At 72.9% G+C, this 21,926-nt stretch carries 18 protein-coding genes; 8 read left to right on the forward strand and 10 right to left on the reverse strand.

Annotated features, from left to right (window positions below):
* Positions 1 to 15: 15 nt before the first annotated feature.
* The 4 genes from ACFYYH_RS24235 to ACFYYH_RS24250 form a co-directional block, all read right to left on the reverse strand.
* Positions 16 to 882 (reverse strand): ABC transporter permease, encoded by an 867-nt coding sequence (locus tag ACFYYH_RS24235; protein WP_388554686.1) that lies wholly within the window; start codon positions 880 to 882, stop codon positions 16 to 18.
* A complete protein-coding gene (locus ACFYYH_RS24240; RefSeq protein ID WP_388554688.1) occupies positions 879 to 1,913 on the reverse strand; it encodes an ATP-binding cassette domain-containing protein in 1,035 nt (344 codons plus the stop codon). The genes ACFYYH_RS24235 and ACFYYH_RS24240 overlap by 4 nt, the downstream gene beginning before the upstream one ends.
* 134 nt (positions 1,914 to 2,047) lie before the next feature.
* Positions 2,048 to 2,617, reverse strand: coding sequence for an NADPH-dependent FMN reductase (locus ACFYYH_RS24245; protein WP_388554880.1), 570 nt, complete (start codon positions 2,615 to 2,617; stop codon positions 2,048 to 2,050).
* Positions 2,618 to 2,920: 303 nt separating this feature from the next.
* Positions 2,921 to 3,685: an SDR family NAD(P)-dependent oxidoreductase gene (locus ACFYYH_RS24250; RefSeq protein ID WP_388554690.1), complete on the reverse strand. Its 765-nt coding sequence runs from the start codon at positions 3,683 to 3,685 to the stop codon at positions 2,921 to 2,923.
* A 233-nt stretch (positions 3,686 to 3,918) separates the two neighbouring features.
* Here ACFYYH_RS24250 and ACFYYH_RS24255 point away from each other — a divergent pair, with 233 nt between their 5' ends.
* A complete protein-coding gene (locus ACFYYH_RS24255) occupies positions 3,919 to 7,362 on the forward strand; it encodes a BTAD domain-containing putative transcriptional regulator (protein ID WP_388554693.1) in 3,444 nt (1,147 codons plus the stop codon).
* Here ACFYYH_RS24255 and ACFYYH_RS24260 read toward each other — a convergent pair.
* On the reverse strand, positions 7,344 to 7,712 hold the full coding sequence (locus ACFYYH_RS24260; protein ID WP_388554695.1) for a hypothetical protein: 369 nt from the start codon (positions 7,710 to 7,712) through the stop codon (positions 7,344 to 7,346). The genes ACFYYH_RS24255 and ACFYYH_RS24260 overlap by 19 nt on opposite strands.
* Before the next feature lie 261 nt (positions 7,713 to 7,973).
* Between ACFYYH_RS24260 and ACFYYH_RS24265 the strand changes: the two genes are divergently transcribed.
* Positions 7,974 to 8,858 (forward strand): hypothetical protein, encoded by an 885-nt coding sequence (locus ACFYYH_RS24265; protein WP_388554698.1) that lies wholly within the window; start codon positions 7,974 to 7,976, stop codon positions 8,856 to 8,858.
* Here the strand turns inward: ACFYYH_RS24265 and ACFYYH_RS24270 are convergent.
* Positions 8,773 to 10,110, reverse strand: coding sequence for a PLP-dependent aminotransferase family protein (locus ACFYYH_RS24270; RefSeq protein ID WP_388554700.1), 1,338 nt, complete (start codon positions 10,108 to 10,110; stop codon positions 8,773 to 8,775). The two genes, ACFYYH_RS24265 and ACFYYH_RS24270, sit on opposite strands and share 86 nt — an antisense overlap.
* 111 nt (positions 10,111 to 10,221) lie before the next feature.
* Between ACFYYH_RS24270 and ACFYYH_RS24275 the strand changes: the two genes are divergently transcribed.
* From ACFYYH_RS24275 to ACFYYH_RS24285, 3 genes are all read left to right on the forward strand, one after another.
* Entirely contained in the window at positions 10,222 to 11,124 is a 903-nt protein-coding gene (locus ACFYYH_RS24275; protein ID WP_388554703.1) for an alpha/beta fold hydrolase, read from the forward strand.
* Between the two features lie 63 nt (positions 11,125 to 11,187).
* On the forward strand, positions 11,188 to 11,751 hold the full coding sequence (locus ACFYYH_RS24280) for a hypothetical protein (protein WP_388554705.1): 564 nt from the start codon (positions 11,188 to 11,190) through the stop codon (positions 11,749 to 11,751).
* A gap of 200 nt (positions 11,752 to 11,951) precedes the next feature.
* Positions 11,952 to 12,209 (forward strand): DUF2630 family protein, encoded by a 258-nt coding sequence (locus tag ACFYYH_RS24285; RefSeq protein WP_388554708.1) that lies wholly within the window; start codon positions 11,952 to 11,954, stop codon positions 12,207 to 12,209.
* A gap of 138 nt (positions 12,210 to 12,347) precedes the next feature.
* Here ACFYYH_RS24285 and ACFYYH_RS24290 read toward each other — a convergent pair whose 3' ends face one another.
* Complete coding sequence (locus ACFYYH_RS24290; protein WP_388554710.1) at positions 12,348 to 12,782, reverse strand: ATP-binding protein; 435 nt, start codon at positions 12,780 to 12,782, stop codon at positions 12,348 to 12,350.
* A 393-nt stretch (positions 12,783 to 13,175) separates the two neighbouring features.
* Complete coding sequence (locus ACFYYH_RS24295; protein WP_388554712.1) at positions 13,176 to 13,568, reverse strand: RNA-binding S4 domain-containing protein; 393 nt, start codon at positions 13,566 to 13,568, stop codon at positions 13,176 to 13,178.
* Between the two features lie 265 nt (positions 13,569 to 13,833).
* On the opposite strand from ACFYYH_RS24295, the gene ACFYYH_RS24300 reads away from it, so the two are divergent.
* Positions 13,834 to 15,309, forward strand: a complete 1,476-nt coding sequence (locus ACFYYH_RS24300) for an APC family permease (RefSeq protein ID WP_388554715.1) — start codon at positions 13,834 to 13,836, stop codon at positions 15,307 to 15,309.
* Positions 15,310 to 15,333: 24 nt separating this feature from the next.
* The gene (locus tag ACFYYH_RS24305) at positions 15,334 to 16,320 is read left to right on the forward strand and encodes a hypothetical protein (RefSeq protein WP_388554718.1); all 987 of its coding nucleotides are present in this window, start codon (positions 15,334 to 15,336) and stop codon (positions 16,318 to 16,320) included.
* Between the two features lie 203 nt (positions 16,321 to 16,523).
* Here ACFYYH_RS24305 and ACFYYH_RS24310 read toward each other — a convergent pair whose 3' ends face one another.
* Positions 16,524 to 18,584 carry a PhoX family protein gene (locus ACFYYH_RS24310; RefSeq protein ID WP_388554721.1) on the reverse strand — a complete coding sequence of 687 codons (2,061 nt, stop codon included), beginning with the start codon at positions 18,582 to 18,584 and terminating at the stop codon, positions 16,524 to 16,526.
* A gap of 376 nt (positions 18,585 to 18,960) precedes the next feature.
* Here ACFYYH_RS24310 and ACFYYH_RS24315 point away from each other — a divergent pair, with 376 nt between their 5' ends.
* On the forward strand, positions 18,961 to 20,547 hold the full coding sequence (locus ACFYYH_RS24315) for a VWA domain-containing protein (RefSeq protein ID WP_388554723.1): 1,587 nt from the start codon (positions 18,961 to 18,963) through the stop codon (positions 20,545 to 20,547).
* 114 nt (positions 20,548 to 20,661) lie between these two features.
* Here ACFYYH_RS24315 and ACFYYH_RS24320 read toward each other — a convergent pair whose 3' ends face one another.
* Positions 20,662 to 21,924: an ATP-binding protein gene (locus ACFYYH_RS24320; RefSeq protein WP_388554726.1), complete on the reverse strand. Its 1,263-nt coding sequence runs from the start codon at positions 21,922 to 21,924 to the stop codon at positions 20,662 to 20,664.
* Positions 21,925 to 21,926 lie beyond the last annotated feature (2 nt).

Genomic DNA, 21,926 nt, shown 5'->3' on the forward strand with positions numbered 1-21,926 from the left:
AACGAGGAGCGGGGCTCACTTACGGTTGTACAGCCGCATCGTCACCGAGCCGAACACCACCACCAGCCCCACCGCCCACCCCAGGGACCAGGCGATCGCCGACGTCGGCCAGTCGCCCTCCATCAGCCCCCTGACCGCCGTGGCCACATGACTGACCGGGCTGTTGTTGACAAAGGCCTGGAGCCAGCCCGGCATGGTCTTCGGGTCGACGAAGACATTGCTGAGGAAGGTCAGCGGGAAGATCACCATCATGCTGACGCCCATCACGGACTTCTCGCTGCGCAGCATCAGACCGAACATCGTCCAGACCCAGGAGAACGAGAACGCGAAGGCCAGCAGCACCAGCAGACCCAGCGCGATACCGACCACCCCGCCGTCCGGGCGGTAGCCGATGATCATGCCGACCGTCAGCATCACCAGCGAGGCGATCACATAGCGGACCACATCGCCGAGGAGATAGCCCACCATCGGCGCGGGCCGCCAGATCGGGAGCGTACGGAAGCGGTCGAAGACGCCCTTCTCGATATCGGTGTTGACCGCGACACCCGTGTACATCGTGATCATCACGACGCTCATCACCAGAATGCCCGGCAGCAGGAACTGGATGTACGCCGAGACCGAACCGGCCAGCGCCCCTCCGAAGAGATACGCGTACATCAGCACCATCATGATCGGGAAGGCGGTGACATCGAAGAGCTGCTCCGGCACATGCTTGATCTTGAGCATGGCCCGCCAGCCGAAGGTGAGCGAGGCGGAGAGCGCCGTCGGCCGCGGTGGGCGGTCCTTGCTCACCAGCAGGGCTGCGAGATCCTCCGCTCTGGGGGCCGCCGGATCGAGATCGGCCGGATCGGTGTTCTTGGACTTCGTGGCCACGGTGCTCATGCCGCCGCCCCCTCCTTCTGGTCACGCTGGTCCTGGTCACGCTGGTCGCGCTTCTGGTCGCGCCGGTCGTGCTGCTTCCGGTCGGTCAGGGCGAGGAACACCTCGTCCAGGCTGGGCTGGCCCAGCGAGAAGTTGTCCACGGTGATCCCGGAGCGCGCCAGCTCGGCCAGGGCACGCCCGGCCTGCTCCGCCGCGCCGCGCTCGGTGGCACGGCCGTCGACCGTGGCGGTCAGGGCGACGGGGTCCGGGTCCAGTTGGACGGCTGTGCCGAGCGCCTGTGCCAGCACCCGCTCGGCCTCCGGCCGCTGCGCGGCGTCCCGCAGTCGCAGATGGACGGATCCGGCGCCGACGGACGCCTTCAGCTCGCCCTTCGTGCCCTCCGCGATCACCTTGCCGTGGTCGATCACCGCGATACGGGACGCCAACTGGTCCGCCTCGTCCAGATACTGCGTCGTCAGCATCACCGTCGTGCCCTGGGCGACCACCGCCCGCACGATGTCCCACACCTGATTGCGGCTGCGCGGATCGAGCCCCGTCGTCGGCTCGTCCAGGAAGAGCAGATCCGGCGTGTTCAGAATGGACGCGGCGATGTCGATCCGGCGCCGCATGCCCCCCGAGTAGTTCTTGACCTGCCGCCCCGCCGCCTCCACCAGCCCGAACGCCTCCAGCAACTGGCCGGCGCGCCCCCGCGCCGCCGCCTTCGAGTGCCCCAGGAGCCGTCCGAGCAGCACCAGGTTCTCGGTGCCGGTCAGGTCCTCGTCCACCGAGGCGTACTGCCCGGTGAGGCTGACCCTGCTCCGTACCGCGTCGGCGTCCTTCCGTACGTCCTTGCCGAAGACACGGGCCTCGCCGCCGTCCGGCCGCAACAGCGTGGCCAGCATCCTCACGACGGTCGTCTTGCCCGCACCGTTCGGACCCAGCACCCCGTAGACCGTGCCCGCCGGCACGGCGAGATCGACCCCGTCCACGGCGCGGTTCTCACCGAAGACTTTCACCAGCCCTGCGGTCTCGATCGCGAGATCAGTACTCATCATCTGTTCCTTGTCGTCCTGCTCTGTCGGTCGGAGGTCTGTCGGTCGGAGGTCTGTCTGTCGGTCGGTCGGGGAGACGTACGGGCGGTCGTGGAGACGTACCGGCCAGGCAGACGCCAGGGGAGACGTACGGGCTAGGAGACGTACGGGCGCAGGGCGCGGGCCTCCCGCAGCGCCAGCCCCCACCAGCCGAGCTGGTCGAGCATCAGCCCCGCCGCCCGGTCCCGCCGCTCGCCCCGCTCGTCCGGCTCGCCCTTCTCGGCCGCGCCGTCGAGGGAGTCCTCGAAGAGATTGATGCTCACGCCGTTGCGCAGCGTCACGGTGTGCAGCTCGGTGAAGACCGAGCGCAACTGCTCGACGGCATACAGCCCGCCCGAGCCGTGGCCGTAACTCACGAACGCGACCGGCTTGGTCCGCCACTCGTCGTACGCGAAGTCGATGGCCTGCTTCAGGGAGGCCGGGAAGGAGCGGTTGTACTCGGGAGTGACCACCACGAACGCGTCCGCCCGGCCGACCTCCGTGGTGAACTCCGCCATCCGCGCGGTCGGCCGGTCCGGGTAGTGCGCGGGAAAATCGAAGTCGATCAGATCGACGACCGAGAGCTCCAGCTCCTCGTGCCGGGCCGCCCGCTCCATGAACCAGCGGCCGACCGTGTCACCGACCCGGCCCTCGCGCGTGCTGCCGATGATCACCGCCACCCTCAGCCGCTCCTGCGCGCTCGGCGCGCGCTCCGAGTTCGACGCGCGCTCCGGGCTCTCAGGGCTCTCCGGGCTCCGCTGCCGGTACGGAAACCGCACCGGCCGCTGCCGCGACTGCCGCACGGGACACCTCCCTCCCGGGCCCAGGCCCTGTCCCCTGTCATTGCCACCGCCACTGGCACTGGCACTGGCACTGGCCACTGCCACTGTCCGCCGTACGTCTCACACCTCAGGCGCGAGACACGGCCGCGCGGCCCGCCAGATCTGATCTGGCGGGCCGCGCGGCCGAAACGGAGTCGCTGGGACCGGTCAGTCCCGCGGTACGGCGACATGACCGCCCAGTCCGCCGTCCACCGCGAGCTTCACCCCCGTCGTGAACGTCGCGTCGACCGCCAGGAACACGGCGGCGCGCGCCACTTCGTCGGGCGAGGCGTGGCGCCTCATCGGGGTCTGCTCGTCCCCGATCCGCTTGAACTCCTCGCGCTCCTCGTCGGTGATGCCCTGGACCCCGATGCCGGGCGTGTCGGTGTAGCCGGGCGCCACCGCGTTGACCCTGATGCCGCGCCCGACCAGCTCGGAGGCGAGCGTCTGCGCGAACGACCAGAGGGCGGCCTTGGTCGCCGCGTAGACCCCCATCCCCGGCACGCCCATGGTGTCGGCGACGGAGGTGGTGAAGACGATCGCGCCGCCCTCGCGCAGCAGCGGGATCAGCCGCTGAACGGTGAAGAAGGTGCCCCGGGTGTTCACCGCGAAGAGCCGGTCGTACTCCTCCTCCGTGACCATCTCGACCGGCGCGAGCCGGGCGATGCCCGCGTTGACGAAGAGCAGGTCGACCTGGCCGAGCGTCTCCTCGACGGTCTCCCCGAGGGCCGCGGCGGCGCTCGGATCCGCGAGGTCGGAGCCGATCACCCGCGCCGACGGGCCCAGCCGCTCGGCCGCCTCCTTGAGATGCCCCGGGTCACGCCCGGTCACCAGCGCCTCGGCGCCGCCCGCCACCAGCCGCTCGGCGATGGCCAGTCCGATGCCCATGCTGCCGCCGATGACGACGGCCTTCCTGCCCGTGTACGTACCCATGTCGTCGTCCTGTCCCTGTTTCTTTTCGTTCGCTGCGTTCGCTGCGTTCGCTGCGGTGTCTTCGCACCGGCTGCAACCCTGGGCCCGCCCGCTGGCGGGCGGCTGGCGGTCCGCTGACGGGCGCCTGACGGTGCCACCGCCAACCGGCCGAGGAGACTGGTCGGAACCGGCCGAGGACTGGCCGGGGACCAGCCGGGGACGGGTCGGCCGCGTGCGATGGGTACGGTTCCCGTATGCGATTCGGGGTGCTCGGTCCACTGACCGTGCGGGACGGGAACGGACCCGTCGCCGTCACCGAACCGAAGGTCCGCGCACTGCTCGCCGCCCTGCTGGCGCACGACGGCGGACCGGTCTCCGCGGACCGGCTCATCGACGACCTCTGGGGCCCCCGCCCGCCCGCCAAGCCCGCCAACGCCCTTCAGACCAAGGTCTCCCAGCTCCGGCGCGCGCTCGGCCGCCGCCGGATCGTCCACGGCCCCGGGGGCTATCTGCTCGATCTGACGGACGCCGAGGTGGACGCGGACCGGTTCGGGGCCCTGCTCGTACGCGCCGGAGCCACCGGCGCGCCGCGCCCGCGCGCGGATCTGCTCGCCGAGGCGCTCGATCTGTGGCGGGGGCCCGCGTACGCCGACTTCGCGGACGAGATATTCGTACGTCCCGCGGCCGAGCGGCTGACGGAGCTGCGGCTGACCGCGCTGGAGGAGCAGGGCGAGACCCGCCTCGAACTGGGCGAACACGCCCTTCCGGCCGGAGAGCTGACCGCGCTGGTGGCCCGTCATCCGCTCCGTGAACGGCTGCGTGCCGTCCAGATGCGGGCGCTGTATCTGACGGGTCGTCAGAGCGAGGCGCTGGCCTCGTACCACGAGCTGCGGGAGCGGCTCGCGCGGGAGCTGGGGGTGGACCCCGGGCCCGCGCTGACGGCGCTGTACGAGGCGATCCTGCGCCAGGATCCGGCGCTCACCGCGTCGTTCGGGGGCCACGCGCCCTCCACGCCCCTGTCATCCCTGTACCCCTCCGCCCCGCCGGGCCCTCCCGGTCTGCCCGCCCCGCCGGATCTGCCCGTCCCGCTCACCCCGCTCATCGGCCGTGAGGAGGCCGTACGCGCCATCGGCCGACTGCTCCGTACCGCACGGCTGGTGACCGTCACCGGGCCCGGCGGGGTCGGCAAGACCCGGCTCGCCCTGGCCGCCGCCGCCCGTATCGCGGCGGACTCCCCGGCCGCGTTCCCCGACGGCGTACGGCTGGTCGAACTGGCCGGACGGCACACGGACCCGGTCGACGCCGTGGCCGTCGCGCTCGGTCTGCGGGACGACACGGGGACCGGCCTCCCGGCACCCGGCACGGGGCAGGCCGGCCCGGCCGGCGCGCGGCCCACCCAGGACTCCACCACCCGCCGGATCGCCGCCGCCCTGCGCGACCGGCGGACCCTGCTGGTCCTCGACAACTGCGAGCATCTGGTCGAGCCCGTCGCCCGACTCGCCGGTGCCCTGCTGCACGCCGCCCCCGGTCTGCGCGTCCTCACCACCAGTCAGGAGCCGCTCGGGCTGTCCGGCGAGGCGCTGCACCCCGCCGAACCGCTCCCGCCCGCCGACGCGGCCCGGCTCTTCACCGAACGCGCGCTCGCCACCGCCCCCGGCCTCGTCCTCGACGCCCCCGCCCGCGCCGCCGTCGCCACCGTCTGCCGCCGGCTCGACGGCATCCCGCTCGCCCTGGAACTCGCCGCCACGCGGGTACGCGCCCTCGGCGTCCAGGAGCTTGCCGAACGGCTCGACCGGCGGCTCGACGACCGCTTCCGGGTGCTGACGGCGGGTGAACGCGGCGCCCCCGCGCGCCAGCGCACCCTGCGCGCGGTGATCGACTGGAGCTGGGAGCTGCTGACCACGCCCGAACGCGTCGTGCTGCGCCGCCTCGCCGTCCACTCCGACGGCTGCGCCCTGGAGGCGGCCGAGGCGGTCTGCGCGGGCGAGGGCGTGGCGCGCGAGGACGTGCTCGAACTGCTGGCCCGGCTGGTCGACCGTTCCCTGGTGGTCGGGGCGGACGGCCCGGCGGGCACCCGCTACCGGCTGCTGGAGTCGGTCGCCGCGTACGCCGGCGAGCGGCTGCGCGAGGCCGCCGACGACACCGCCGCGCACAAGCGCCATCTCGCCCACTACCTGGAACTGGCCGAACGCGCCGAGCCCCTGCTGCGCGGCCCCGGGCAGCGGACCTGGATCCCCCGGCTGGACGCCGAGACCGGGAACATGCGCGAGGCGCTCGCCACGGCCGTACGGCTGGGCCGCGGCGAGGAGGCGCTGCGGCTGGTCACGGCGCTGTCCTGGTACTGGCTGCTGTCCGGCCGGCTCTGCGAGGCCCGCCGCTCGCTCACGACCGCGCTGAACACGGCGGCCCCCGCCACCGCTCCCAGCACCAGCACCAGTACCGGCACCGGCACCCCACCAACCACCACCTCGGCCACGACCACCGCCTACGCCACGACCACGGCCACCGCCACGACCACCGCCGCCGAAGCCGCGGCATACGCGGAGGCGCGCGCCCTGCACACCGCATTCGCACTCCTCGCCGGTGACCCCACCCCCCTGCCCGTCCCCCGTACGTACGAGGACATCGAGCGCCCCGACCGGCGCGCCCGCGCCCAATGGCTGCTCGCGTACGGCCTGTTCAACGCGGGTGATCTCGCCGCCGCCGAGGAGCTGACCGCACAGGCCCTCGCCACCTTTCGCGCCGTCGGCGACCACTGGGGCATCGCCGCCTCGCTCGGCCGCCGCGCCCAGCACGCCGTGCTCCGGGGCGATCTCGCCGCCCTGCGCCGGGACGGCGAACGCAGCGCCGCGCTCTTCCGGGAACTGGGCGACCGCTGGGGCCAGTTGCAGTCCGTCGCGCCCCTCGCCTCGCTCGCCGAGATCAACGGGGCGTACGCGGAGGCCGCCCGTATCCATCACGAGGGGCTGGAGATCGCCGAGGAGCTGGGTCTCGGCGCCGAGATCTCCTCACGGCTCTCCGGACTCGGCCGGCTCGCTCTGCTCACCGATGACCCGGACGGCGCCCGTGACCTGCACGAAAGCGCCCGTCGGCGCGCCGCGGAGCAGGGCTACCGGTTCGGTGAGATCCACGCGGAACTCGGTCTCGCCCTGGGCGCCCGCCGCTCCGGCGATCTCGCCACGGCCCAGCGGTATCTGCTGCGGATCCGCGACTGGTACGCGGAGGTGTCGAGCACGGCGGGCAACTCGCTCGTCCTGGCCGAGCTGGGGTTCGTCGCCGAGCGGCGCGGTGACGCGGCGACGGCGCGCGCCCTCCATCTGGACGGTCTCACCGCCGCCCGCGCCGTCGGCGACCCGCGCGCGGTGGCGCTCGCCGTGGAGGGGCTGGCCGGTGCGGAGTCACTGGCCGGGCACCCCGTACGCGCGGCCGTACTGCTCGGCGCGGCGACCGCGGCGCGGCGGGACGCGGGCGCCCCTCTGCCGCCCGCCGAGCGCGGTGACGTCGACCGGATCACGGCCGCGGTACGGGGCGCCCTGGGCACACGGACGTTCGACGAGGCATTCGTACGGGGGGAGGAGCTGGGCGCGGACGCGGCCCTGGCCCACCGGGAAGGACGGCCGTCCCCCGGGAACCCGCCGGAGCCGTCCCCCGGGAATCCGCCCGGAAGGACGGGCCTCGCTCAGGGTTCGTGCATGTAGAACGCGTAGAACGTGATGATGACCGTACCCACGGCGATCGCGAGCCCGATCCCCGCTGACAGCAGCACGCTGTGCCCGGTCAGGCTGTACAGGAAGCCCATCGCCCCGCCGACCAGCACACCCCAGGCCGCGGCGCGGACCTCCCGCATCAGGGCGTGCTGCACGCGGAGGAGCCCGAAGAGCAGAAGGGCGAGGAGCGCCCCGGAGATCAGCGCCAGGGCGAGCTGTCCGTAGGTGGCCGGTCCGCCGGAGCGCGCGATATAGGACGCGTACGCGCCGTAGACGATGCCCACGACCAGAGGTATCCCCAGGATCAGCGGAGAGAGATGGAACCGCTCCAGGGGGGACATGCGGGGCCGCGTCGGCCGCGTCCGGGGCCGCGTCGGTGCCTGAGTGGACATGGTGGGGCGCTCCTTCCCTCGAACCCCCGCTGAAACCCCCGCCGTACCCCCGTTCCGCGACACCCCCGCCGTACCGCCGCCGCGCCCCCGTTCCGCGACACCCCCCGCTCCTCCAGGGCACACCCGGCCGCCGTAGCCGTCAAACCCTGCGCTCACCGGGTCGGCGGCGCACCGCTCGCGCACCGCGCCCGTACCGCGTTCCCTTGAGGAGTGCGGAGCTATCTCTCCACGGCGCTGATCGTCCTGCTCGCGGTGCTCACGCCGCTGAGCGCGATCGCGGCCTGGGCCGATCTGGAGATCGGCGACACGGGCCGCTTCGTCTCGACGATGGCGCCGCTCGCCTCCGACCCGGCCGTGCAGGGAGCCGTAGCCGACCGGGTGACCGACCAGGTCATGACCCAGATCGACGTGGGCCCGCTCCAGGCGGGTGTGCGCGAACTGCTGCACGAGGCCGTGCTGTCGTTCTCCACCTCCGAGGCCTTCAAGAACGCGTGGACGACGGCGGCCGGTGCCGCGCACACCACCGCGCAACAGGTCCTGGCCAGCGGCGGCGGGGACGCCGTCGCCATCGATCTGGCGCCGGTCACCGAACAGGTGAAGCGGCAGTTGATGGCCGACCGGGTGCCGTACGCCGACCGGATCCCCGTACGGCACAACGAGATCACCGTCCTGAAGGCCAATGGGCTCGGCGTCTGGCGCGATGTCGCCCAGGCGCTCAGAACGGCCGGTCTCCGCCCGGCCATGGCGACGGTCGCGCTCGCCGCGGCGGCTCTGCTGCTCGCCGGGCGCAGACGCCGGGCGCTGATCGGCCTCGGCCTGTCCTTCGCGGCGGGCGCCGTGGCGCTGGCCGTCGTGGTGGCGGTGACCCGGGCGACCACCCTGGAGAATCTGCCGGACAACGGTGACCGTTCGGCGGCGGCGGCCATCTTCGACGCGCTGACCGCCTCCCTCCGTACGACGGCCTGGTGGGTCCTCGGCGCCGGGCTCGCCCTCGCCGCGGTCGCCTGGCTCATGGGCCGGCGACGGCGAGCGCCGCCAGCTCCCCCAGGGCGTACTCCAGTACCGGTGGCGGCGGGGACGCCAGACCGATCCTGACCGCGTCCGGCGCGGCGCGGCCGGCGACGGCGAAGGCGGAGCCCGGGGTGACGGCGATGCCCCGGGCCGCCGCGGCGGCGACGAAGGTCTCGGCACGCCAGGGAGCGGGCAGCTCCCACCAGCAGTAGTAGGCGCGCGGATCGGTACGGACGGCGAGGCCGGCCAGCCGTTCGCGCACCAGGCGGTGTCTGACGGCGGCGTCGGCGCGCTTGGCGGCGACGACCGCCCGTACGGTTCCGTCGGTGGTCCAGCGGGTGGCCGCGGCGAGCGGGAAGGCGGCGGCGGTCCAGGCGCCCGAGCGCAGCGCCCGCGCGAGCCGCTCGCCGTAACCCTGCGGACCGGCCTCCGGCAGCACCAGATATCCCACGGTGATCCCGGGCGCGAGGCGTTTCGACAGGCTGTCGACGAGCACCGTACGGCCGGGCGCGTAGGCCGCGAGCGGCGGCGGGGCGTCCGGTGCGAGAAAGGCCCAGGTGGTGTCCTCGATCGCGGTCGGCCCCCGGTCCCCGAGCACCGCCGCGAGACGGATCCTGCGCTCCTCGCCCGCCGTCACCGTCAGCGGGTTGTGCAGGGTCGGCTGTACGTACACGGCCGCGAGCGGCGCGGCGCGGTGCGCGACCGCGAGGGCGTCGGGCCTGATGCCCTCGTCGTCCACGGCGATCGGCACCAGACGTACCCCGAGCCGTTCCGCGACCGCCTTGACCAGGGGATACGTCAGTTCCTCCACGCCCAGCCGGCCCCCGGCCGGGACCAGCGAGGAGATGGCGGCGGCGATGGCCTGCCGTCCGTTGCCCGCGAACAGGATCCGTCCGGGCGCGGGCCGCCAGCCGCCCCTGGCCAGCAGCGTGGCGGCGGCCTCGCGCGCCTCGGGGGTGCCGGCCGCCGCCGCGGGCCCCGTCGCCCCGCCCAGCACATCGGGCCGTACGAGGGCGGCGAGCCCGCGCGCCTGGAGCGCGGACTGGCCTTCCGTGACGGGGTAGTTCAGCTCAAGACCGACCGGAACGCGCCCGGCGGGCTCGACCAGGGCCGGCCCGGGTCCGGGCGGCGCCGCCCGGACGAAGGTGCCACGCCCCACCTCACCCACCACCAGCCCCCGGCGCACCAGTTCGCCGTACACCCGGATCGCCGTGGAGTCCGCGATCCGGTGGCGGCGCGCGTAGGCGCGCTGGGTGGGCAGCCGGTCGCCGGGGCGCAGCCGTCCGGCCGCGATCTCCGCCGCGAGCGCGTCGGCCAGTCCGAGATAGTCCGCCATGCCGGTCCTCTCCCCGCCCGGGGCGTATGGCACCGAGAGGCGTATTGCTATTGCACCGAGAGCAAATGATTCTATTGCACCGAGCACAGGGGCCTGCCTACGCTCCTGACCATGCCTTCCGTACTGCTCGGCACCCGCACCACCGGCTATGACGACACAGGCGGCGAGGGGCCGGGGCCCACACTCGTCCTGGTCCACGGCCATCCCTTCGACCGCACGATGTGGGCCCCGCAGCTCGCCGCGTTCTCGCCCGCGCACCGGGTGATCGCTCCCGATCTGCGCGGGTACGGCGCCTCGCCCGTACCGCCCGGCGGGGGCGACCTGACCCTCCTGGGCACCTTCGCCGACGACCTCGCCGCCCTCCTCGACCATCTGGGCGTCGGCCGCTTCGTGCTCGCCGGTCTCTCCATGGGCGGTCAGATCGCCATGGAGTGCTACGCCCGCTTCCCCGAGCGCGTCGCCGGTCTCGTCCTCGCCGACACCTCGCCCGCCGCGGAGACGCCGGAGGGCAGACGGTGGCGGAACGCGCTCGCCGACCGGCTGCTGCGGGACGGCATGCGCGGGTACGCGGACGAGGTGCTGGACAAGATGGTCGCCCCGTACAACACCGAGGCCGCGAGCCAGGTGCACCGCATGATGTGCGCGGCCCCTCCGGAGGGCGCCGCCGCCGCGCTGCGCGGACGCGCCGAACGCCCGGACTACCGGGACCTGCTCACCCGCGTCACCGCGCCCACGCTGGTGGTGGTCGGGCGGGACGACGCCTTCACCCCCGTGGGGGACGCGGAGGCGATGCGCGCGGCGATCCCCGGCGCGACGCTCGCCGTCATCGAGTCGGCGGCCCATCTGCCCAACCTGGAGAGGCCGGAGCGGTTCAACGCCGCCCTGCGCGGCTTCCTCGCCGGACTTTCCGCGCCACTTCCCGCCCCGCCTTCCCCGCCGCTTCCCCCGCCCCTCTCCCTGCCGCTTTCACCACCGCTTCCCCCGCCGCTTTCCCCGCCGTCCGGACTTTACTGAATCTTTATACCGATCACCCCTGGCCAAATGTCCCTTTTGCTCCATTTGGAGCACCATGGGGTTATGAGCCAGAACACAGCACAGAGGCCCCCCTCCACGGGCATGGGCACAGGCGCAGGCACAGGAATGGGCACGGGGACCGGCACCGGCTACGGCGCCGGCACCGGCGCGCATACGGAGAGAAAGGCCGCCTGGGCCGTCGGCGGCAGTTTCTTCGCCGGTGTGCTCATGGTGGTCATGGGCGCGACGGCCATTCTCCAAGGGGTGGCCGAGATCAGAAGGGACCGGATCCTCAACAGCGTCACCGGCTACGCCTACACGTTCGACCTCAGTGCGTGGGGGTGGCTGCACGTGGCCCTCGGCATCCTGGTCGCCCTGGCGGGGATCGCGATTCTGATGCGCGTCCGGCCGGCGCGGTACCTCGGTATAGCGGTCGCCTCGCTGATCCTCGTGGCGCAGTTCATGTATCTGCCGTACCAGCCCGTCTGGGCGGTGGTGGGAATGGCGCTGGCCGCCTGGATCATCTGGGCGCTGGCCACGGACCGCGGCCCCTTCGGATCAGGAGCGGGGGCGGGCGGTGCCGGCGGCGGATCCGGCGGAGCGAGCGGATCCGGCAACAGGGCCTGACCGGACGCGACAGGACCTGACCGAACGACAGACGCCGGCCAGGCGTCGACCACCCCTTCGTGAACCACCGTACGCGCGTACGGGAACAGTGGCCCCGGCTGCTGTCTCCGTACGCGCGTCCGCGTATGCGCACGGACGCGTACCAGGGGGCACGGGGCGGTGAAGGTGCGCGGGGGCGGGTACGGCGGGAGGATCGATCCATGAACGCCGTCGGCAGGAACGACGAGATCCTCGACACCATCGGCGCCCTCGTCGCCGAGGAACGCGCCCTGCGCAACCGCTCGTCGCGGAATCTCGGGCTCGGGGACACGGAACAGGAACGGCTGCGCGCCGTGGAGGTACAGCTCGACCAGTGCTGGGATCTGCTCCGCCAGCGCCGTGCGAAATCGGAGTTCGGCGAGAACCCGGACGAGGCGGCGGTCCGTCCGCCGGGTGAGGTCGAGGGGTATCAGGGCTGACCAGACCCCCGGCACCCCCGCGGCCCCGGACCCCACCCGCGCAAGAAGACGCCGGCACCCGCCCACGAAGACGGCGGCGCGCGCCCTCGCCTCTCCCCGGTCTCGGACGGCGGTTCGGACGGCAGTCTCGGACGGCACTCAGCGATCGGGCACCTTGAGCGTCAGCCACACCCGCTTGCCCGGCCCCCGCCGGGGCGCCACCCCCCAGTCGTCGGCGAGCGCGGCGACCAGCGCGAGCCCCCGCCCGCACTCGTCCTCCAGCCCCGGATCGCGCGGCCGGGGCAGCAGATCCCCCGCGTCCTCGACCTCCACTCTGAGCAGCCCGTCCCCGCGGTGCAGGGTGATGGCGACCTGCCGGCCGGGCGGGCTGCCGTGGCGCAGCGCGTTGGTGACGAGTTCCGACAAAAGAAGGGCGGCAGTCGCGGCGAGCTCCTCCGGCAGTGCGAAATGCGCGTGCAGAGCCTCGCGTGCGCGGCCCACACTGCGCGGGTGACTGGGCAGCCGGAACGTCAGGTGCTGGTCGCGCCGGTTGCGATGGTCGTACTGGTCGAGCTGCTCACCGTCGAGGTTCATGGGAAGGACCTTCCCTGAAGTACGGATTTTACTTTCCGTGCAACGGTGATGACTCAGCGGAGTGGGCTCCGGGTGTTGGACGAATTCCACAACAGCCTTGGGGACAAGGGGCGTTAGGGGAACGGCGCCCCCAAGAATTCATCCGGGGCCCGAACGCCTCCGGAAGCCGGGCGCCCCGCAGCGCGGACGTACCCACGGCTCACGCGCCCCCGCGCCCCGCGCGCCTCCCGCCCCGCGCGCCTCCCGCCCCGAGCGCCTCCCCCCTTCGCGCCCTCCGGCCCCCGCGCGCCCCCGGGACCGGAGGTGCCTGCGGGGCCGGTGCGCCACCGGGGCCGGTGCGCCGCTCCGTGCCCGTGCGGCCGGTCCGGCCCCTGCCCGTGCGACCGGTCCCGCTCAGTGCCCGTGCAGCCGGTCCAGATCCCTGCGGTCACGCTTGGTGGGCCGGCCCGCGCCCCGGTCGCGCAGGGCCACGGGCACCGTCAACTCGCGCGGCGGGGGCGGCGGACTGTTGTCCACGTAGCACTCCACCGCCACCGGGGCGCCCACCCGCTTCCGCACGGTCCGCGCCACCACCACGATCCGCTCGCGCCCGGCGTGCCGCAGCCGGATCTCGTCGCCCGCCTTGACGGTGTGCGCGGGCTTGACCCGTTCTCCGTTGACCCGCACATGGCCCGCCCGGCAGGCGGAGGCCGCCTGGGAGCGCGTCTTGGTGAGCCGTACGGACCAGATCCAACTGTCGACCCGTACGGACCCCTCGCCCGATACCTCAGAAGCCACAGAAGCCATACATCGAGAGTAAGCGCGACACCCCCGCTTCCCCTACCGAAACAACTCCGCAACGCAACCGTGGCATCGCGCCGCACACCGGCGACTACGATGCGCTCGATCTTCCTTTACAGAGACATCTCTCCGGACATGTCTCCGGACGGGGAGTCTGTTTCTGATATGTCGACACATGTCGTGCCACCAAAGGGCATCGGCGCAGGACTTCGGCGCGGGCCACAGGGTGCTCCCGGCGCGGTACGACACCCTCCGGGAAGCAGTGAACGCCATGCGCAACAACCCCGGCAGAGGGCTCCAGCCCAATGTCCTCGGCACGTTCGACACCGTGGTCATGGCGGTCGCGGGCAGCGCGCCCGCCTACTCACTCACCGCCACCACCGCCGTACTCGTCGGCGCGGTCGGTCTCGCCAGTCCGGCGGCCCTGCTCTACTGCGCGATACCCATGCTCGGCATCGTCCTCGCCTACAGCAGACTCGGCCGGCTCGACGCCAACGCGGGCGCCGCCTACTCCTGGGTGGGCCGTACGCTCCACCCCGCCCTCGGCTTTCTCTCCGGCTGGGCGCTGGTGGTCTCCGCGACGATCTTCATGGTGGCCGGCTCGCTGCCCGCCGGTGCCATGACGCTCGCGGTCTTCGACCCCGCCCTCGCCGATGACACCGGGCTCGCGCTGCTGGTCGGAGCGGGCTGGTTCCTGCTCATGCTGCTGGTGGTGCTGGGCGGCGCCCGGCTCACCGTACGGGCGCAACTCCTGCTCACCGGCGTGGAGTTGACCGTACTGCTGGTCTTCATCGGGGCGGCCGTCGCCCACAACGGCTCCGTCCACGCCTTCGACTGGTCCTGGCTGGGGTTCCAGCACTTCGAGGGGCCGTCGGGCTTCGCCTCCGGCGCGCTGGTCGCCGCGTTCTACTACTGGGGCTGGGACGTCACCAGCAATCTCAGCGAGGAGACCCGCGACAGCCGCAGGACCGCCGGGCTCGCCGCGCTCATCGGGATGGGCATCGTCTTCCTGATCTTCGAGGCGTTCACCATCTCCGTGAACGTGATCCTCTCCGCCGAACAGATCCAGGGCGGCAGCGCCAATGTGCTGGGGGTGCTGGGCGAGGAGATCTGGCCCGGGATCGGCGGCAAACTGCTGATCGTGGCGGTGATGATGTCCACCGTCGCGACCCTGGAGACCACCCTCATCCAGGTCACCCGCTCCCTGTTCGCGATGGGCCGCGACCGTACGATGCCCCGGGTGCTCGGCAGGGTGCACCGCACCTGGAACACCCCCTGGGTGGCGATCACCGTGGTCGGTGCCGTCGCCCTCGGGATGCTCGCGGCGGCCACCGCGCTCGGCTCGGTCACCGAGATCATCTCCGCTGCCGTCACCGCGATCTCCCTCCAGATCTGCGTCTACTACGGTCTTGCGGGCATCGCGGCCGTCGTCGCCTACCGCAAGGTGCTGCTGCGCTCGGTACGGGACTTCGTGCTCGCCGGTCTCTGGCCGCTCCTCGGCGCGCTCTTCATGTTCTGGATGTTCTACGAGTCGCTGAGCGAGCTGACCACCACGGCGATCACGATCGGGGTCGGCGGTCTGGCCGCGGGCCTGGTGCCGATGGTCTGGTACTGGCGCCAGGGCAGCTCGTACTACCGTCCCGCGCGACTGGACGCGGCACGCGCCCCGGACGACGACGTGCCGTACGCGGACTCCGGCGCGGACCGGCCCGCGGAGGCCGGCGGGGCGCTGGCGACGGACTTCTGAGCGACGGGACGGGGGAGGGCAGCCATGGCGGAACAACGTCACCGGGCCCCCCGGGGCCGGCTCCCGGGCAGACAGAGCGCGCCCGACTTCGACCCGGACTTCGGGGACCGGCCGCTCACCGAGGCTCGGCACGACATCGTCATCGGCCGCTGGCAGGGCATCCGCGATCTGCTGCGGGCCACCGGCGAGGACTGGCCGCGGCGCACCCACCGGGTGCGGCTGCTGGCGCACGCGGCGGCGGGCAGTTCGGCTGTGGAGAACTGGCGGACGGCGGAGCCCGACAGCCCCGACGCGGCGGTGCTCCGGGCGGCGACCGAGGTGGTACGGGCCTTCAACCTGGCCATCGCCGCCGGGCGCGGCGTCGCCGTTGACCGGGCACGGCTCGACGCGACGGTACTGGTCTGTCTGCACGCGGCCGAGGCCTGTCCCGCCGACCCGATGCCCTGGGTGTCGCTGCTCACCGTGGCCCGGCTGTACGAGGAGGGGGTGTCCCGGGCCGAACTGCGCGGCTGGTGGGACGAGTTGCGTCGGCGGGACCCGTACAACACCGAGGGCCACACGCAGATGCTCCGTTATCTCTCGGCGCGCTGGCACGGGACGCACGGCCGGATGTACGACTTCGCCAGGGACGTGGCGGGCGCGGCGCCGCCCGGCTCCCCGCTGCCGGTGCTGGTGCAGATCGCGCGGGTGGAGGAGTTCCGCTATGTCGCGGAGGGCGTGCGGGGACGCAGGCCGCTGCCGGACTTCGGACAGCACTGGCGCCATGAGCTGGCGGTGACGGAGGTGCGGCGCACGGTCGACCGCTGGCTCGGGGGCCGGCCGGCCGGGCCGGTCGTCCCGGAGGAGATCGGCGAGCTGAACTATCTGACGCACGCGGCCTGTTACGCCGGACTGGCCGACGAGGCCGGCCGGCTCTTCACCCTGCTGGGGTCGCGTGCGGCGCGGGTGCCGTGGTCGTACACCGGAGATCCGGCGGAACAGTTCACGGCGTTCCGCCGCGGACGCGTATGAGGTGCATGACGCGTCTCACACGTCTCACACGTCTCACGTGTCTGAGCGACGAAGCGGACGGGCCTGAGCGGGAGCGGTACGAGCGGGCGGACAGGGGCGAGGGCGGTACGGGCGGGGTGACCTGGGCGAGGGCGGTACGGGCGGGGTGACGCCGGTCCGGGACGGCGCCACCCCGCGACCCGCCGGACGGCCTCGCGCGCCGGTCAGACGCCGATGTCGCCGCCGTCCTTGCGCCAGACCGCGACGACCGACGGGCGGACGATCCTGCCCGGTCCGTCCGGCCAGGCGCTCGCGGGGTTCTCGACGGTCGCGCCGTCGATCTCGCCCGGGTGCTGCACGGCGACCAGGACCCGGCGGTCCTGGATGAGCGGGCCACAGGTCTCGGCGCCGTTCGGCACGGTCAGGAACTGCTTCAGCTCACCGCGCCGCTCGCCCTGCGTCGCGACACCGAACAGGCCGTCGTGGGTGCCGAGGGCGTTGCCGTCCGTCGAGAGCCACAGGTTGCCGTGCGGGTCGAACGCCACGTTGTCGGGGCAGGAGATGGGGCTGACCTTCTCCTTGGGGAAGCCCGCGAAGTAGGTCGACGGGTCCTTCGGGTCGCCCGCGACCAGGAAGAGCCGCCAGGCGAAGCCGTCACCGGCCGGGTCGTCCCAGTTCTCGGCCAGCTCCAGGACATGACCGTGCTTGTTGAGGTTGCGGGGGTTGGCCTCGTCGGCGCCCGCCTTGCCCTCCTTGCCGCGGTCGGTGTTGTTCGTCAGCGCGACATAGACCCGGCCGGTGCGCGGGGACGGCTCGACGTCCTCGGGACGGTCCATCTTGGTGGCGCCGACCTTGTCGCCCGCGAGACGCGTGAAGACGTACACCTCGTCGGCGGTCATGCCCTCGACGTGTGAGACATCGCCGGTGGCCAGCGGGATCCAGACGCCGGAGCCGTCGAACTCCCCGTCGTTCGGGAGCTTGCCCGTGCCGTCGATCTGGCCGGCCGGGCTGTCGCCGGTCAGCTTGGCGACATACAGCGTGCCCTCGTCGAGGAGCGTCAGATTGTGCTGGTGGGCGGCGCGCCCGCCGCCCGTCTTCATCCGCTTCGACGAGACGAACTTGTAGAGGTAGTCGAAGCGCTCGTCGTCGCCCATGTAGACGACGGGACGGCCGTCGGCGGTGAGCCGGGGCTGCGCGGCCTCGTGCTTGAAGCGGCCGAGGGCGGTGCGCTTCTTCGGCGTGGAGTCCGGGTCGTACGGGTCCAGTTCCACGACCCAGCCGTGGCGGTGGGCCTCGTTGGGCTCCTGCCTGAGGTCGAAGCGCTTGTCGAACAGCTCCCACTTGCGCTCACTGGCGGCCGTGCCGATGCCGTAGCGCTTGTCGGTCGCGGAGGAGCCGTAGGCGAAGTACTGGTTGAAGTTCTCCTCGCCGTGCAGCGTGGTGCCCCAGGGGGTCGTGCCGCCGGCGCAGTTGTTCAGGGTGCCGCGGACCCGGCTGCCCGTACGGTCGGCGGAGGTGCGCAGCAGCTCGCTGCCCGCGGCGGGGCCGGTGAGCTGGAACTCACTGGTGGCGGTCAGACGGCGGTTCAGCTCATGACGGCTGACGGCGGTGAGCCTGCCGCTCTCGCGGTCCTCCTCGACCACGACGACGGAGAGGCCGTGGGCGGCCCACGCGATCTCCACCTGCTCGCGGGTCGGCGCCGCCGCGTCGTACCCCTTGAACATGAGGATCTCGTCCGTGTACTCGTGGTTGGCCACGAGGACCTGACGGCCGCGCTCGCCCTTCAGGGGCAGCAGGCTCAGGAAGTCGTTGTTGTAACCGAACTGGCCGGCCTGCGCCTTGGCGGTCTGCCGGTCCGGGTTGAAGGCCGGGGCACCGCGCAGGATCGGGTCGCCCCAGCGGATGACCACGTTCTGGGCGTAGCCGGAGGGAACGGTCACCTTGTCGGCGACATTGGGCGCGACGGGGGTGAAGCGGAGACCGCGGGCGCCGTCCGGGGTGGGGGTGTGGCCGTGGCCCTTCCCGTTGAGCGGGGACGCGGCGGCGACGGAGTCACCGGGGCCGCCGACCACGACCGCGCTGCCCGCGGCGGCGGCGACCGTCACGACGGCGGCGGCGCGCACCATGGAGCGTCTTGACAGGGCACCGGCGATGATGTCGCCCGCGTACTCGTTGTCACTGGTGTTGGGGACCTCGTGGAAACACGCGTCGCCACAGCGGAAACGGCAGGTCAGAGCGGAACGTCCGCCCGGGTGTGAGTTCAGCAGCGGCAGCAGTTTGCGCACTTTTCGCCTCCGGTGGTGTGGTCTCTCGGCGCGCCCCGCGCCGACATGGCCGACAGGCTGTCGGGATGTCTCGGCCGTGACGGTAGGTGCGGAGCCCAGCAGGGCGGAGGCGCCGAGGTGAACTCGGCATGAACGGGGGCCGACCGCGTGGTCTGGGGCGGGTAATGCCGTACCGGGCACGGGACATGGCGACCGGCGCCCGTGGGGGCGCCGGTACCGTCCTCCCCCATACGTGGGTCCCGCGAGGCCCGCGGAGGCCGCCCCTGCCGTAGATCATCGGGGTGGCCGCTAACCTTACGTATCCGCCCTGGCCAGGGATGCGCGTTTTTTCCCCGGCGGCGGACACCGCACCCAACTGATCTGAAAGGCCTCGCCCATGGGCATTCGGAGCTTGCTGCGCAAGGTGTTCGGACGCGACCGTGCGGAGGAGCGTAACGAGTCGGCGGCCTCGGTGCCGTCCCAGGCCGACCGTACGGAACCGGCGGAAGCGACCGGCGGCACCGGCACGGCCGACGCGGCCGACGGGACGGCCGTGACCACCGGCCAGGGCGCCACGGCGCCGAAGAAGACCACCCGGAAGACATCCCCGGACGCCTCGGACACGTCCGGCACCCCGGACGCCCCGGACGCCCCGGGTGTCACGGACGCCTCGCGTGTCACGGAGACCTCGCGTGTCGCGGACGCCTCGCGTGTCACGGAGGCCTCGGAATCCTCGGTCGAGGCAGCGGCGGCGGATCTGGTGGCCGCGGCGTTCGACAACCCCCGCGCGCCGGAACCGGACCTGAGCGTGCCGTCCCAGGTGTCGCGCGCGCACACGGCCGAGGACCCGGAGCCCCCGAAGCCCCCGGTCACGGCGACGGTCCCGGCGCAGACTTCGGCGGAGCCGGACCCGGCGCCCGCCCCGGACGCGGAGATCCCGGCGGTACGGAAGCCGGAGCCCGAGTCCGAGGCGGCACCCGAGACGGCGCCCGCGCCGGACGCGGACGTGACGGAGACGGCCGACCCGGAGCCCACGCCCGAGTCCGAGCCCGCGCTCGCGCCGGTGGCCGAGCCCGCCGCGACGCCCGTACCGGAGGCCGAGGTTCCGTCCGTACCCGAGCAGCGTCCCGCGCCCGTGCTCGCGGCCGAGGCCGGGGCCGATGTCACGGCCGAGGCCGAGCCTGAACCGGTCCTCGCGGCCGAGCCCGCGGCTGAGCCCGTGACCGAGCCCGCGGCAGAGGCCGACGCTCCGGGCGAGGCCGACGAAGAAGGCGCCGTCGCGGCCGGGACCGTCGGCGACGGGCGGCCCGCCTTCTCGCTCGCCCGCGTCAAGTCCCGTGCCCCCGGACTCGCCGAGCACTACAAGGCGGCCGGTGCCGCGCTCAAGAAGCTCGGTCTCACCGGCGAGCGCGCCACCGTGTATCTGGTCCTCGACCGGTCCGGGTCCATGCGTCCGTTCTACAAGGACGGCAGCGCCCAGCACCTCGGTGAGCAGGCGCTCGCGCTCGCCGCGCACCTCGACGAGGCCGCGACCGTGCCCGTCGTGTTCTTCTCGACCGAGATCGACGGAACCGGCGAGATCGACCTCGGCTCGTACGGGGGGAAGATCGACGAACTGCACGGCTCGCTGGGCCGTATGGGCCGGACGAACTACCACCGTGCCGTCGAGGAGGTCGTGGCGCTCCACGAGAAGTCCGGTGCCACGGGGCCCGCGCTGGTGATCTTCCAGACGGACGGCGCGCCCAGCGTCGTACGCGCCGCCGAGCAGGCGTTCGCCGAGGCCGCGAAGCTGCCGCTCTTCTGGCAGTTCGTGGCCTTCGGCGAGGAGGACGCCAAGGGCTTCGACGTCGCGCGCAGGCTCGGCGCGGACGCGGCCGTCAAGAACGTCGGATTCCTCCACGCGGGCCCCGCCCCGCGCGAGCTGCCCGACGCCACGCTCTACCGCGAGCTGCTCGCCGCCTGGGGAGCCTCCCGCACGAGCTGACCCCGCCGGGCCTTCCGCCCCGGGACCGTCCAGTCCGGACCGTCCGCCTCGGACCTTCGATCCCGGACCGTCCGCCTCCGGACCGTCACGCTCCCGCTGCCGCCGGCCGCGTCGTCACCCCGACGCGGCCGGCGGCAGCGTCACCGTGACCGTCAGACCACCGCCGGACCCGCCCGGTACCGCCGCGACCCGGCCCCCGTGCGCCACCGCGATCGAGCGCACGATGGAGAGCCCGAGTCCGGCGCCCCGGCCCATCCGGTCGCGCCCCTCCCCGCGCCGGAACGGTTCGAACAGCGCCGGGATGTCCTCCTCCGCCACCACGGGCCCGGTGTTGCGCACCACGAGCACGGTGCCGATGACCTCCACGTCCACCGACCCGCCCGGCACGTTGTACGTCACGGCGTTGGCCAGCAGATTGCCCACGAGCTGACCGAGCAGCAGCCGGTTCCCGCGCACCGCCTCGCCGCCGATGACCGCCACGGACCCGTCCAGGCCGAAGCGGGCCGCCTCCTCGGTGACCGCCTCCCCCAGATCGACCAGCTCCTGGTCGTCCACCTCGCGCTCGCTGCGGGCCAGGACCAGCAGCCCCTCGATGAGCTGCTCGCTGCGCCGGTTGTTGTCCAGCAGGGTCTGCTTCGTACGGGCCAGTTCGTCCGGCGAACACAGGTCGTCGAGACCGACCTGGATCGCGGCCCGCTGGGTCGCCAGCGGCGTCCGCAGTTCGTGGGAGGCGTTGGCGATGAACCGGCGCTGGCTGTCGAAGGCCTTCTGCAACCGGGCCAGCAGCGCGTCCAGCGTGTCGCCCAGCTCCTTCAGCTCGTCGTCGGGACCGCTCGCCCCGATCCGCTCGTGGAGATTGTGCTCGGAGAGCCGGCGGGCCTTCGCCGTCATCGTGTGCACCGGCCGCAGCACCCGTCCCGCCGTCCACCAGCCGACCACCACCGCGCACGCCGCCATCACCAGCAGCGCGGCGACCGACCAGAAGAGCATCTCGTCGGAGGCCGCGTCGGTGACGCTGTCGGTGAGCTCGTAGACGGTGACCGGCGCGATCCGCTGCTCGCTGATCAGGCCGCGCACCGAGGGGGCGGGCAGCGCGGGCCCCACCTGGGCGGGCACCACCCGGGCCACCATCTCCTGCGCCTCGTTCTGAGTGCCCGCGGTGGAGAGCAGATTGACGACGGTGAGCAGACAGCCGCCCAGGACGACGAACACCCCGCCGTAGACGAGCGCTATACGGGTACGGATCGTGGAGCGCGAGCCCACCGGACGGGAGCGCGGACCCGTCGTGGCGGAGCGGGAGCCCACCGGGCCGGGACGGGAGCCGGACGGGCCGGAAAGAGAGCCGCCGGGGCGGGAGCCGGACGGACGCGCGGTCATCT

The sequence above is a fragment of the Streptomyces sp. NPDC002018 genome (assembly GCF_042890865.1).
Taxonomy (GTDB): domain Bacteria; phylum Actinomycetota; class Actinomycetes; order Streptomycetales; family Streptomycetaceae; genus Streptomyces.